Raw genomic sequence first — 14,408 nt, 5'->3', positions numbered from 1 at the left:
CGAGTCCTAGTATTGCAACATGAAAATTAATATGAAGAAAATAGCTTACTTATGTCTGCTCAGTGTGATTTCACTGACAGGAAGTTTAGGTTATGCTTCTGTATTACATGTTTCTAAGTCGATTCAATATGAGGATAACCAATCTTATTTTGATAGATTTGATCGTGTTTCTTATACTAATTCTTTCCGTTTGGTATCGGAGAGCAGTAAGGACGTTGATAAATTGATCAATAACGTAAAAGTTTTTTATAACCCCATTTCTGAACAAATTAGTTTATCATTTAAATTAGGCAAACAAACATCTGTTGCTATTAAAGTAATGGATGCTTTAGGAAATGAAGTATTGCAGTTAATGAATGGAACTTTAGATGCTGGTAATCAAAACTTATCTTTTGATCCAAGCGGTAAATTAAATTCAGGATTTTATTTTGTCCGTGTAGTTTCTGGATCAGAAACTGTTGTAAAGAGATTCTCCGTTCGATAATAGAACTTATTCAAAAATATATAAAGGCCTAAATGTTTGATCATTTAGGCCTTTTTTCTTTTAGTTTGGAATTTCATTTTCATCAATCCACAATCCATCTGATTTGATGATATCAATGAGCTCATTTAGAGCGTGTACAGTGCTTACATTTTTCTTAACGACTTCCTGTCCGCGGTAAAGTGTGATTTTATCTGGTCCAGCTCCTACGTAACCATAATCTGCATCAGCCATTTCACCTGGACCATTGACAATACAACCCATGATCCCTATTTTTAATCCTTTCAGATGATTTGTTCTATTTCTGATCATTTGCGTTGTTTCTTGAAGATCAAATAAGGTGCGACCACAGCTTGGACAGGAAATATATTCAGTCTTCGATATCCTAGACCTTGTCGCTTGAAGAATACCAAAAGATAAGGATACGATTTTATCTAATGGTGTCGCAGGAGAATCAATCCAAATACCAGATCCTAATCCATCAATCAATAGTGCTCCTAAATCTGTTGCTGTATAAAGCTGAATTTTAGAAATAGGTTCTTCAGGATTCATGATATCACCCAATGGTCCTGAAAAATCTTCAACGGCATAAGTTCTTTTAATGATAACCGGGTTATCAATACCTATTTCTTGAAGATTTTTGAAAAACTGCCGTTGCTCGGCCATTCCATGGACAGCTATTGTTTCTAATAGGAATACAACCGTTTTATCCAGTTGGAGATTTTCAAACAGATCTGATGATAAATCTGTATTTTTTATTTGAATAAGATTCAATACAGGATCTTTTTCATCCGCTTGGTTAAACGCTTCTAACGTAAACAAAGGATGAATATTTGTTCTATTTTGGATATTCTTCCAAGTCTTGTAGTTATACAGTTGTTTTAAGTTTGCCGGCATATTAAATGACGGTAACTCATCGGCTAGATAAACAAAATCGACAGACTGTTCACCCATATGGTATTTATCTAACAAGATATCATAACGATAACCAGCTTGCGATAAAATCTGTGCATCTTTCAGATTCTGTTTAGAAATATCAACAACTACTCGAGGAACCAAAGAACCTCCAATAAATGTGTTTACTTCTTTAGAAGTATATGGTGTTGTTTTATTGTTATCTGTTAATGCTAAGATAGTCGGAATTTCCGCTGTTTGAAAAGCATGCTGTCTTTTTGTATAGCGATTCACTAAAGCGATAGCCACAGGAGCCTCCTTTTCGGGTTCTTCTGTCAGTGATACGCGAACAGTGTCGCCCAATCCATCCTCCAACAAAGTGCCTATGCCTACAGCCGATTTCACACGGCCATCCTCTCCATCACCCGCTTCTGTAACGCCTAAGTGAAGCGGATAGTTCATATTTTCCGATATCATCTTTTCAACCAACAGTCGATAAGCACGAACCATAACTTGTGGATTACTCGATTTCATCGAGATACATAAATTATAATAATTTAAATCTTCACAAATTCGGATGAATTCCATCGCAGATTCGACCATCCCTTCTGGAGTATCACCATAATGGCTCATGATACGGTCCGAAAGAGAACCATGATTAGTACCTATTCGCATCGCTGTACCATATTCTTTACAAATATTGACAAGCGGTTTAAACTTTTTATAGATACGGTCTAATTCCGCCTGATAGGATGTCTCTGTATAACTGAGCTGATCAAACTTTTTCTTATCCGCATAGTTTCCTGGATTAATACGCACTTTCTCTACAATTCGTGCGGCAACTTCAGCAGCATTTGGTGTAAAATGAATGTCCGCAACTAAAGGAACGTGATATCCCCGCAGGCGCAACTCTTTCTTGATATTAGCCAGGTTATTTGCTTCTTTAATAGATGGAGCTGTTATTCTTACGTATTCACAGCCTGCATCTACCATTTTTATGGTTTGCGCAACAGAACCCAGGGTATCCATCGTATCTATTGTTGTCATACTTTGAATACGTATTGGATTTTCCCCACCCATCGGTACATCCCCAATTTGCACTTCTCTTGTTTTCCATCTTGAATAAGTGGTTTGAGAATTGCAATACATCCCAGGTAATGTCAAAAGTTTACTTGTGTCCATATCTAATTGCAAAGTTATGTATTCTACTGCAATTATTGTAAGTTCTTTTAATATCTTCTGATCGATACAGATGTAATTCCTGCATCTATTGTTATATCATATTTCGCAGTTGCATTATGGTAATTAGCGGTTGTATAATGACCAGTTTCATCATCTTTATGAAAACTATCATCAACATCAATTGAAGATAAGGCCATTTCCGAAATCAATTGACAGGCAACACCCTTAGGAATGTAAATTTCCATCGATGACGCTCCAGCATCAATAGCGATTTTAGAATCCTGCAATGGATTACCCAGTTTAAGTTTCGTGCTACTTGCACCCGTATCAAAAGATAAATTTCTGATTTTAAATGGAGACAAATCCGCATTGATATCAATGGCGCCTACATCAAAATTAAGATCCCATTCTACATTTTTATTCAATTTGATAATCGTCCGGTTATCTTTTGAATCTAAATTCTTTTTGGTCTTTCCTTTTAAATTTATTGTCGTCTCATGTTCATCATCGATTACGGTACTTAACGAGAGAAAAGCCATTTCAGCACTATTATTTGCTTCAAATAAGTTTGTTGCTGTGCTGTCCTTTAATATCAGAGCCGTAGCACCCAAATCGATATTTGCAGTTGCTCGTGTTGTATTGGGCGTATTTTTTGCGAAGACAAAATGCGAAGCATCTTTGAAATCATCCTCATCATCCGTATTTGTATTGACTGTGCTGCGGCTATTGATGATACGCGATAGTAAACTTTGGTTTGGAGTTGTGAGTCCGATAAAGGTGAATATTCCTAAAATAACACAAGTAGTGCCGATGGATATGATATAGCCGATATCCTTTTTCGGTACCAATACATTGACACCCAATAATATAATCAATAATGGCCAATAACGAATAACCTCAAACCAGTTAAATTCGATGACATCCATCTTACTTAATAAAAGTACCACTCCTATAAATAAAAATATAATGCCTGTTGTGATTCTTTTCGCGTCCATAATATATGCGTTTATTAATTTATCTTTTATTGTATAGCACAAATGTACTGTAAAATTTATTTTTTGGTTTTGATAATTAGGTTACTCATTTACTAATCTCGGTAAAATATACCATTTAGTCGGTAAATGAATGATAGCAATCAACTGGTTTAAAGGAAAATTATTGCATCGCTTAAATATTGCTTACCTTCGTTATATATCATCCTAACAATAGAAAACCATTTTGTATAATCTGGTGTTATAATGGTATATTAGATTTTAAAGAAGAAAACACTGTAAAAATATATGATATTTCACCATATAGGTTCTTATTTGCTCTTGCTACGTTCGGTTTTTAAGAAACCAGAGAAAGGAAAAATTTATTGGAAAGAGACCATGCATGCGATGAATGAAATAGGGTTAGGTTCAATTGGACTTATTGTTATTATTTCTACTTTCATTGGGGCAGTTATGACGATGCAAATTGCATTTCAATTGGTGTCTGACTTGATTCCAAATTCAATCATCGGATCTATTAATAGAGATTCTAATATTTTAGAGTTGGGGCCAACGATTTCGGCTTTAGTGTTAATGGGAAGTGTAGGCTCTTCTATTTCTTCTCAAATCGGTTCGATGCGGGTGACCGAGCAAATTGATGCTTTGGAAATCATGGGGATTAATGCTCCAGGTTATTTAATATTACCGAAAATATTAGCAGGCATCACGATGGTTCCAGTTTTGGTTATAATCGCTATCTTCTGTGCCATTGTTGGAGGACTTTTGGGTGGAGCCCTTTCTGGGGCTGTAACGCCTGCAGATTATATCATGGGTATTCAAGAAGGCTTTAATGGATTTACAGTAACAGTTGCGTTGGTTAAAGCTTTTGCATTCGGTTTTATTATTACCTCCATCGCTGCGTATAAAGGCTTCACTGTAAAAGGAGGAGCTTTGGAAGTTGGGCAAGCAAGTACGAAAGCTGTTGTTGTCGGATGTATAACCATTTTGGCAGCTGATTATCTCATAACAGCTTTGATGCTGTAATCCTGTTTAAAAATCATGATACAAATAGAGAATATTTATAAATCTTTTGGAAGTAACGAAGTATTGAAAGGTATTGATGCCAGTTTTGAACCTGGAAAAGTCAGTTTAATTATTGGAGGTTCAGGATCAGGAAAAAGTACCTTATTAAAATGTATGGTTGGTTTACATGAGTCGGATAAAGGCCGTGTATTATTTGATGGTAAAGATTTTTCAAAATTAAGCTTTGAAGACCGTATCCCTATTCGAAAAGAAATAGGGATGCTTTTTCAAAATTCAGCTTTATTTGACTCCATGACTGTGGAGCAAAATATCATTTTTTCGTTAGATATGTTTACGGATATGTCTAAATCAGAAAAATTAGATCGTGCTAATTTTTGTTTAGAAAGGGTGAATCTGAAAGGGAGGAATAAGCTTTTCCCTTCAGAATTATCTGGAGGAATGAAAAAGCGTGTAGGGATCGCCAGAGCAATAGCCATGAGTCCCAAATATTTGTTCTGTGACGAACCAAACTCAGGTTTAGATCCGGAAACATCCATCTTGATCGATGAATTGATTTTAGATTTAACACAAGAGTATAACTCGACTACGATTGTCGTGACCCACGATATGAACTCCGTAATGGGCATAGGGGAGTATATTTTGTATCTGTATAAAGGAGAAAAATTTTGGGAAGGTTCCAATCAGGATATGATGCGGTCAGAAGTCAAAGAATTAAATGATTTCGTATTTGCCAGCCCGTTAATGAAGCGCGCGAAAGAAACAATGTAATCCGAATCGTCTATGCCTAATTGTTTTTAGATTTACGTATCTTTGCGCCAAATTATTGATTTTGACTACGACAGATATACAATTATTAACACCGCAACATTGGAAAGATTACGAGCTAATCGATTGTGGTGATTTCGAAAAATTAGAACGTTTTGGGGATTTAGTTTTAATTCGTCCAGAACCTCAGGCTGTTTGGCCAAAAGCACTTTCGGAAACAGAATGGAATAAACGCCAGGATATTAAATTCAAAGGCCGCTCGGCTACGTCAGGTGAATGGCTAAAAAAGAATCCTAAAATTCAAGATCGTTGGCATATTCAATATAAGAATGATGATGTAGCGATTAAGTTTCGTCTAGGATTGACTTCATTCAAACATGTGGGTATCTTTCCTGAGCAAGCAGTAAACTGGGATTATATTTCGCAATCCGTTCGTGCGTTTAAAATCGAGAAACCAAAGGTGTTAAATTTATTTGCGTATACAGGTGGTGCTTCTTTGATCGCTCGTGCTGCTGGTGCAGATACGACACACGTTGATTCCATCAAACAGGTGGTGACTTGGGCGAATGAAAATCAAGAATTATCTGCAATTGATAATATCCGTTGGGTGGTAGAAGATGCGTTGAAATTTGTAAAACGTGAAGTGAAGCGTGGGAATACATATAATGGTATCATTTTGGATCCTCCTGCATATGGGCATGGTCCTAAAGGAGAGAAATGGAAGCTGGAAGATCACATCATGGAAATGATGCATGATGTGGTGCAGTTATTAGATCCAAAAGAACATTTCTTGATTTTAAATACCTATTCATTAGGTTTTTCTTCTGTTATTGTCGAAAACCTTATTCGTTCCGCGTTTCCTAAAGTTGAAAATCTCGAAGTTGGAGAATTGTATTTACAAGCTACAGCAGGACCAAAATTGCCTTTAGGTGTGTTTGGTAAGTTTAGAAAAGTAGCCGAATAGCGCTAAATAACGATAAAAAAATAAGGGACGGCCATACAGCTGTCCCTTATTTTTTTATATCCATTGCTGAGAGAGAATCTAGTATCAGATTAAAGGACTAGTTTTGAAATGTTATCTGTGCTAATTCTTTTTCTGCATTTTTGAGTTGCTCTGGAATACCGGCAATGATATGACTTGAAAAATCATATAACTCATTTTTGAGTTGTTCATAATAATTAATCCCTTCCATAAGTTGCGTTTTAAATTTTTCTAAGTATTTGATGTTTTTGTCGTTGACAGTAGCTGTATTCATTTCTACATATTTTTTGATATGCGCGACATATAGGCGTAATTCATTGATAAAGAAAAAGGGCCTATCTTCATTTTGAATTAAATCTGTTCTTCCATAGATATGGTTGATCATTTGATCTAGAGAAAATTTATTTTTGAACCATACGGTATTTGGGCCTGGACAGATGGCAACAGCATCTTTTTCTTTAGGTTTTAAAATATTATATTTTAAATAAGCAGGAGCTGCAAGACCATCGCAAAGACATGTTTTTTCGGTAATCTCCGAAAACTCCTTTTCATATCGGACTGGGTCTAATTTTTTTGCTTCCAATTCTTTAATCTTGAGATGCTGATAGGCACGAGATGCAGTACAAATAGGCGTTGAACCATACTCGATATTGGAAACTAGATATTTCTTTTTACAAGGACTTCCAGGTTTACCTTCTTTTATTCTTTTGAGTCGTAATTGTTCCGATGAACTTTTTCTGAAGTTATTAAACGGTACTCCAAGGGGAGAAGCTCCACTGCTATAGAAATCATCAGCTGTTGCCGAAGTCAAGGCGGCTAAAGTTTCTTCATCAACTGTTGTTGCTTCTGGAACAAGCAAGAATGGTGACCCCCAACCCACAGCATCAAACTCATAATGTTTCAGTAAAAATGTGTGTTCATCTGCCGTGCCAACTCCTCCTTGAACGGTATATTTTATAGGAGGAGCATGTTCAATACAAATGTCTTTTTGACTCCAATACTGTCGATAGCTAGTGAATAGCTCTTGTTGTAATGCTTGTTTTTTATTTTTGAACTCAGCTAATATAGGACCTAGTAAGAGACCGTCTGTAGCAAAAGCATGTCCTCCACAGTTTAGTCCAGATTCTACGCGGAATTCCGAAACCCAAATTCCTTTCTTTGCCAAAAACTTTGCTTGAATATATGCAGATCTATAATCACTCACTTTTAAGGTCAATTTCTTGTCAAAACTACCATCTTTTTTCTGCCAAAAAGCCGGTAATTCAGCTAAATAGGAATATAATCGCGGATTCATCCCTGCAGATAGAATGACGGAAGACTGTAAGTTTGAATTTGTAAAACCACGTAATGCGGCTAGCGCATCTGAAAATTTTTCTTCAAGAGCATCCCCATTTTTCGCATAATTCACCTTGTCCACCTTTGCCATGATGTTGACATCAATGTCCCCCGCTTCAATAAATGATCTTAAACTTTGTTTCTTTTTAGCTTTTTCTACATTGTTCGTCTCGGAGATCATTGCATAGTAGATCTTTTTTGCAGGATGCGATTCTGGGATGAATTGAAAATAGCGTTCAATTTCTGATCCTTCTTCAAAAAACTGCGTACGTATGTTCTCCATCTGTTCATGTACGAGTTTGGAGACTAAGTTTAAGTAGCTTGATATGCGATTTGCCCTGTAATCGTGATCTTTTTTTGTGATGGGTAAGTATTCGCGCTTGTTTATCTTACAATAGTATGCCCGAATGCGTTCAATTAATTCATCATCTACGATAGAGATGACAGAAGAAATACCAAATCGAGCGACTTTTAATGGAGAATCTATCGAAAATGCTAATCCCAAAACAGGAATGTGGAAAGAATGCGTCATATCATTTTTATTTCAGTACGAAATACTGAATAAAAATGAAATCAAAAAGTAATGTATCTAGCAAGAAAAAATGATTGTTATCATCTTTTCTCTTAAGAATCGAAAATCACTGTTTTATTCCCATTAAGCATCACACGATCTTCACTCAATAGTTTGATCGCCTTGCTGAGTACCGCTTTTTCAATTTCTTTACCAGCAGACACCATATCTTTTACCGTGAAGTTATGCGCTACACGAGCGGTATTCTGTACGATAATAGGACCTTCATCCAGATCATTGGTGACAAAATGAGCTGTAGCGCCAATAATTTTGACTCCTCTTGTATGCGCTTGACGGTAGGGATTTGCACCAATAAATGCAGGTAAAAAGGAATGGTGTATATTGATTAGTTTGTGCTCAAAAGTTTGTACAAAAGTAGGGGATAAGATACGCATAAACTTCGCTAAGATAATGTAGTCATAATCATAACGGTTGATTTGATCAATAGTTTCTTGCTCAAATGCCTCTTTTGTCTTTCCTTCATGGTCGATATGATGGTATGGAATTTCAAATTTTTCAGTAAAATTTCTCAACTCGTCATAGTTACCCACGACAGCTTGCACTTCAGCTCCCCAGGATTCGAAATGATGTCTGACCAAGATATCAGCCAAACAGTGATGCTCTTTGGTGACCAACACGACGATCTTCTTTCTTTGGCTGGGATTTACACTTACTTCTGCATCTTTCGGTAATACATCTTTTAGTGATGCAATCAATAGATCGCTATCATTTAGTTCACCATTACAGGCAACACGGACAAAGAACTTGTTGGCTTCTTCGTCCACAAATTCACGCATGGTCACGATATTGAGGTGGTATGCGGCTACCGTATTCGCTATACGTGCGACTAATCCGACAGCATCTTGACATTGGATTAGAATTAAGGTTTGGTTTTGCATAGGCTGATAAAAGCGGGTTATTTTAACCCGCTTGTTGTGCTTCTAGAGCTTCTTTTGCTAATTCTTCTTCTAGATCCAATTCAATTCGAAGGTTATTGACAATGTGCTTTTGTCTATCGGGTGTATTTTTACCCATATAGTACTCCAAAAGCTGTTTTATCTTGTTATCTTTTGATAAAAAGACAGGATCTAAACGGATGTCTTTACCAATAAATAAACCAAACTCTGATGGAGAAATTTCACCAAGACCTTTAAAGCGTGTAATTTCAGGCTTATTCCCTAATTTAGCAATAGCACGTTGTCTTTCTTCATCCGAATAACAATAGATTGTTTCTTTTTTATTTCGGACACGGAAAAGAGGTGTTTGCAAAATAGAAACATGGCCAGCTTTGACAAGATCTGGGAAAAATTGCAAGAAAAATGTCAATAGTAATAAACGGATGTGCATACCATCAACATCGGCATCGGTTGCAAACACAATATTGTTGTAACGTAATCCATCCAAGCCATCCTCAATATTCAGCGCATGTTGTAATAAGTTGAACTCTTCATTCTCATAGACGATTTTCTTCGACATGCCATAGGAGTTCAATGGTTTACCTTTTAAACTAAAAACAGCTTGTGTCTGTACATCACGAGACTTTGTAATCGATCCCGAAGCAGAATCCCCCTCCGTAATAAATAAGGTTGTTTCTTGATTTCGTTCATTCTTATCAGAAAAATGTACTTTACAATCCCGTAATTTACGATTATGTAGAGAAGCCTTCTTCGCGCGCTCATTCGCTAATTTTTTGATACCTGCGATATCTTTACGCTCTCTCTCGGATTGTAGAATACGTTTCAATAAGGCATCAGCCGTATCTGAATTTTTATGTAGATAATCGTCTAATGCTTTTTTTAAGAAATCATTGATAAATGTCCGTACTGTTGGCCCATCAGGTCCAACACTTTGCGAACCTAGTTTTGTTTTCGTCTGCGATTCAAAAACAGGTTCTTGTACTTTTATCGCAATGGCACCAATGATAGAAGAACGTACGTCAGATGCTTCAAATTCTTTCTTATAAAACTCACGTATTGTTTTCACTAAAGCTTCTCTAAAAGCAGCTTGATGCGTACCGCCCTGAGTCGTATGTTGTCCATTAACAAAAGAATAGTATTCTTCACCATACTGCTGACCATGTGTAATGGCTATTTCGATATCCTCACCTTTCAGATGAATGATCGGGTAGCGCATAGACTCGGTGTCAATATTCCGTTCTAACAGATCTTTCAATCCATTTTCAGAAATGAATTTTTGACCATTGAAATTTATCGTTAATCCAGAATTTAAGAAAACATAATTCCAGATCATATTCTCTACAAATTCTAAACGATATTTGTAGTTCCGGAATATGGTTTCATCGGGGTAAAATGTTACCGCTGTACCGTTGCGTTGTGTTGTTTCTTTTTCCTCATCTGTAAGAAGCTCTCCTTGACTAAATTGCGCGATACGGGTTACTCTTTCACGATAAGATTGAACAGTAAACTGTCCTGATAATGCGTTGACAGCTTTTGTACCCACCCCATTAAGACCTACAGACTTTTGAAAGGCTTTACTGTCGTATTTACCACCGGTATTGATTTTAGAAACAACATCCACCACAGAACCAATTGGAATTCCTCGACCATAATCACGAACAGCAACTTTATTGTCATTCACGGTAATGTCTATTGTTTTTCCCGCACCCATGACAAACTCGTCAATACAGTTGTCGACTACTTCTTTTAATAAGACATAAATACCATCGTCATAGGCAGAGCCATCTCCTAATTTCCCAATATACATACCAGGACGTAAGCGAATATGTTCTTTCCAATCAAGGGAACGTATACTGTCTTCGTTATAAGTACTCATGTTCTTTAATTATTCTTCAGTGTGTAGCAAAAATAGCAAAATAAAGATTAAATAAGAGCAGTCCAAAGTTTAATTAAAATATTTAGTTTGCATGAAATGTGCGATTGATCCATTTTTGAATTCTTTTATATACAAGGTGATTCTATTGGATATAAAAGGAAATTTATCTAAGTTTAAGGAAAGTTATAAAAAACAAGTTATGGGATTATTTGATAAAATAAGAAACGAGTTTATAGACATCATCGAGTGGGTTGATGATAGTTCAGATACGATTGTGTGGAAGTTTCCACGTTATCAGAATGAAATAAAAATGAATGCACAACTTACTGTTCGAGAAGGTCAGGTTGCTGTATTTATGAATGAAGGTGTGATTGCAGATGTTTTTTCAGCAGGTCGACATGTATTGACCACGCAGAATATGCCGATCATGACGACATTACAAGGATGGAAATATGGATTCAATAGCCCCTTTAAAGCTGATGTTTTCTTTGTCAGCTTACGTCAATTTACGAATCAAAAGTGGGGAACGAAAAACCCAATTATGTTGCGTGATGTCGAGTTTGGGCCTGTACGATTACGTGCTTTTGGATCTTATGCTTTTCAAGTCAAAGATGCCGCGGTCTTTTTAAAACAAATAGCCGCGACCAATCCCACATTTACGATTGAAGATATCAATGAACAATTGCGTAATATCGCTGTCACTCGTGGGATGGATGCGATTGCCGAATCAAAAATTGCGGTTTTGGATTTAGCTTCCAATTATGACGAAGTTTCCGTTTTTGTGCAACAAAAAATAAGTCCTGAGTTTGAGGAAATTGGATTGAGCTTAACGAAGTTTTTGGTAGAAAATATTTCTTTACCTGAAGAAGTTGAGAAAGTATTGGATAAGAGAAGCAGTATGGGCATCGTTGGAAATTTGGGTGCTTATGCACAATTTCAAGCTGCAAACGCGATGGAAAAGGCTGCCGAGAATCCAAGTGGGGGAGGAATTATGGGAGCTGGATTGGGCGTAGGACTAGGAGCAGGAATGGCTGGACAAATGGGAGGAGTATTTCAACAGAATAAATTTGATGGAAATAATCCGTCAGGTACTAGTGCTGCTGTGGTTCCACCTGCGATACCGACAGCTGTACACTATTTTTTAGCGATTAATGGGGTACAAGCGGGACCTTTTACGATCGAACAACTGAAAGAAGAAGTCCAAAAAGGCACCTTACTTTCTTCGACACTGGCTTGGAAAGCAGGTCTAGAAAATTGGAAAGAAGCGAATCAAATCGAAGAGTTGAAAAATTTATTTCATACTGTACCACCCCCACTTCCAGGCGTATAATCGGATAGTATGAGTTTTGAAGATAAAACAGCAGCGATCAGCGAACATTTGCAATGTCAAGGTTGTGGAGCACTATTGCACTACCAACCTGGAACTTCCTATTTAAAGTGTGCATACTGTGGAACTGAAAATCAGATCACGGAATCAGACGCCATCGATCATGTTGTCAAATCTGTGGATTATGAGGAGTTTACAACTGCCATGCAGAATGTTGCTGATGCGCGATTTACCATTTCTGCTGAGGTCGTTCACTGTCGTAATTGTGGTGCCAACTCTACGTTAAATCCGCATATCACAGCAGATTTATGCGCTTTCTGTGCCTCCCCTTTAGTGATTGACCATTTGGAAGAGCGAATCGTCAAGCCTCATGGCTTAATTCCTTTTTTTGTTGAAGAGAAAAAGGCTTTTCCTCTTTTTAAACAGTGGGCTGGAGCGCTTTGGTTTGCCCCAAATGATTTCAAACGTGTTTTTAGCGCACAGAATAATCGATTAAAAGGCGTCTATATTCCATTTTGGAGTTATGATGCGGAAGCGGATTCTTCTTATCAAGGTCAAAGGGGAGAATACTACTACGTGACGAGAACGCGTAAAACTTCTGACGGTAAATCCGAAAGCTATGAAGAACAACGGACAAGATGGTATTATGCATCTGGTCAGGTACATAATAGTTTTAAAGATGTTTTGATTAGTGCTTCCACATCGTTGCCTAATAATTTTGCATCCAAGATAGGTCCCTGGAATACGGCCTATCTGAAACCATATAATGATCAATATTTGAGTGGTTTTATTGCAGAAACCTTCACCATTGATCATGTTGCTGCGGCGCAGACTGCAAAAACAATCATGGCCAATGAAATTGAGCATACAGTACGACGTGATATCGGCGGTGATACGCAACAGGTAGATAACATAGACTCTACTTATCATGCGATTAAATTGAAATATATTTTATTACCCGTTTGGCTATCGGCTTACCAATACAAGGATAAGAGTTATCAGATTATGGTCAATGCATTTAATGGTACCGTTTACGGTCAGCGACCTTATAGTTTTTGGAAAATCGCATTTGTTGTGCTATTAGGACTTATCATTATCTTTTTATTAACTCAAATGGGGTAGGTTCTTGTTCATTGCTCTTGGTTCTAATCAGATTTTAAATCTATTCCGTTTCAGCTTTAGAAATTCCCTCCTCCTTCTTTCAAAACGTCCTTTATCACTTAATTTTTTGAGCACACTTCCAATCTGTTGCTTAGTTAAAATCTGTAGACGTTTTGTAGTAATTTTTAATTAGAAAAGTAGTCCTTTTGTAGCGGATGTTTTCTTTTTTATCGGACTTGGGTGTCGGAATTTTGAATTGTAATAAATCAATAACAGAAATGATATATTTTTTCGAAACACGCTCTACTCTTTTTACTGAACAAAAAGAAAATGTAGACACGATATAATAAATTGAACGAAATTTTTAAAGAGAAGTTGTAGGTTGATACCTGATTGAAATAAATAAAAATAATGATGGAAAATTACACGTTAGCTCATTTTGGAGCTATTGTAACAGAGAATTTAAACGAGTATTATCGAGTTACTATAGATTTTAATGGTGGAAAACTTAATCTTGACCTCAATTTTAGAAACAAAGAAATTGACATACCAACATTGGCTAAAGTAGAAACTTTTCTTAATGGTATGGACGCATTTGATAAGTCAAACCTGAATCAGATCATCAATAATTACGATGAAAAAAACAGTTTAGTAAGAGAGTATATTGATTTTCACCTTGAAGAATTACCAAAGAACCAACTTGAACAATTGATAGATGTCAAAAATCAAAAGGTGTCTCCAGAAAAGCAAATGTTAGGCAAGTTGAAGCTTGAACGCATTGGTTTATATCCTGATGGAGCCTACAACACCGAATCTTTTGCTGTTTTTGACTACACTTTCGAAGGAAATATTTATGTAGACGGTAGAAGAACAATAACTGACCAGATTATAGTGCTAAAAACCAGTGAAAATGGAGCGTTTAACGATATGACATGGGAGAGCTAAAACTAGCTGATAGCATG

Annotated in this window: 12 protein-coding genes; 7 read left to right on the top strand and 5 right to left on the bottom strand. The window is 36.6% G+C overall.

The annotated features are described in order from the left end of the window. The first annotated feature begins 19 nt into the window (after positions 1 to 19). The gene (locus tag LZQ00_RS12430; protein WP_234509615.1) at positions 20 to 484 is read left to right on the top strand and encodes a T9SS type A sorting domain-containing protein; all 465 of its coding nucleotides are present in this window, start codon (positions 20 to 22) and stop codon (positions 482 to 484) included. A 60-nt stretch (positions 485 to 544) separates the two neighbouring features. On the opposite strand, the gene ispG is transcribed toward LZQ00_RS12430, so the two are convergent. Together ispG and LZQ00_RS12420 are read right to left on the bottom strand one after the other, a co-directional pair. Beyond that, complete coding sequence (gene ispG, locus LZQ00_RS12425) at positions 545 to 2,557, bottom strand: (E)-4-hydroxy-3-methylbut-2-enyl-diphosphate synthase (RefSeq protein ID WP_234509614.1); 2,013 nt, start codon at positions 2,555 to 2,557, stop codon at positions 545 to 547. A gap of 47 nt (positions 2,558 to 2,604) precedes the next feature. Further along, a complete protein-coding gene (locus tag LZQ00_RS12420; protein ID WP_234509613.1) occupies positions 2,605 to 3,552 on the bottom strand; it encodes a LiaI-LiaF-like domain-containing protein in 948 nt (315 codons plus the stop codon). A gap of 285 nt (positions 3,553 to 3,837) precedes the next feature. Between LZQ00_RS12420 and LZQ00_RS12415 the strand changes: the two genes are divergently transcribed. The 3 genes from LZQ00_RS12415 to LZQ00_RS12405 are packed head-to-tail and all read left to right on the top strand — an operon-like array spanning position 3,838 to position 6,301. After that, positions 3,838 to 4,572 carry an MlaE family ABC transporter permease gene (locus LZQ00_RS12415; protein WP_234509612.1) on the top strand — a complete coding sequence of 245 codons (735 nt, stop codon included), beginning with the start codon at positions 3,838 to 3,840 and terminating at the stop codon, positions 4,570 to 4,572. A gap of 15 nt (positions 4,573 to 4,587) precedes the next feature. Beyond that, positions 4,588 to 5,340, top strand: coding sequence for an ABC transporter ATP-binding protein (locus tag LZQ00_RS12410; protein ID WP_234509611.1), 753 nt, complete (start codon positions 4,588 to 4,590; stop codon positions 5,338 to 5,340). A 55-nt stretch (positions 5,341 to 5,395) separates the two neighbouring features. Next, complete coding sequence (locus tag LZQ00_RS12405) at positions 5,396 to 6,301, top strand: class I SAM-dependent methyltransferase (protein ID WP_234509610.1); 906 nt, start codon at positions 5,396 to 5,398, stop codon at positions 6,299 to 6,301. A 97-nt stretch (positions 6,302 to 6,398) separates the two neighbouring features. Here the strand turns inward: LZQ00_RS12405 and LZQ00_RS12400 are convergent, their stop codons facing one another. From LZQ00_RS12400 to LZQ00_RS12390, 3 genes are all read right to left on the bottom strand, one after another. After that, positions 6,399 to 8,186, bottom strand: a complete 1,788-nt coding sequence (locus LZQ00_RS12400; protein ID WP_234509609.1) for a hypothetical protein — start codon at positions 8,184 to 8,186, stop codon at positions 6,399 to 6,401. 92 nt (positions 8,187 to 8,278) lie between these two features. Next, positions 8,279 to 9,124 (bottom strand): formyltetrahydrofolate deformylase, encoded by an 846-nt coding sequence (gene purU, locus LZQ00_RS12395; RefSeq protein WP_234509608.1) that lies wholly within the window; start codon positions 9,122 to 9,124, stop codon positions 8,279 to 8,281. 22 nt (positions 9,125 to 9,146) lie between these two features. Next, positions 9,147 to 11,018, bottom strand: coding sequence for a DNA topoisomerase IV subunit B (locus LZQ00_RS12390; RefSeq protein WP_234509607.1), 1,872 nt, complete (start codon positions 11,016 to 11,018; stop codon positions 9,147 to 9,149). Positions 11,019 to 11,217: 199 nt separating this feature from the next. On the opposite strand from LZQ00_RS12390, the gene LZQ00_RS12385 reads away from it, so the two are divergent. From LZQ00_RS12385 to LZQ00_RS12375, 3 genes are all read left to right on the top strand, one after another. After that, positions 11,218 to 12,348 (top strand): SPFH domain-containing protein, encoded by a 1,131-nt coding sequence (locus tag LZQ00_RS12385; RefSeq protein WP_234509606.1) that lies wholly within the window; start codon positions 11,218 to 11,220, stop codon positions 12,346 to 12,348. A 9-nt stretch (positions 12,349 to 12,357) separates the two neighbouring features. Further along, positions 12,358 to 13,467 (top strand): zinc finger domain-containing protein, encoded by a 1,110-nt coding sequence (locus LZQ00_RS12380; RefSeq protein ID WP_234509605.1) that lies wholly within the window; start codon positions 12,358 to 12,360, stop codon positions 13,465 to 13,467. 393 nt (positions 13,468 to 13,860) lie between these two features. Beyond that, positions 13,861 to 14,391: a DUF2004 domain-containing protein gene (locus LZQ00_RS12375; RefSeq protein ID WP_234509604.1), complete on the top strand. Its 531-nt coding sequence runs from the start codon at positions 13,861 to 13,863 to the stop codon at positions 14,389 to 14,391. Positions 14,392 to 14,408 lie beyond the last annotated feature (17 nt).

Origin of the sequence: Sphingobacterium sp. SRCM116780 (assembly GCF_021442025.1) — a bacterium.
Lineage (GTDB): Bacteria > Bacteroidota > Bacteroidia > Sphingobacteriales > Sphingobacteriaceae > Sphingobacterium.
Note: the sequence above shows the minus strand (reverse complement) of the source record. Positions and strands in the feature narration are given on the sequence as shown.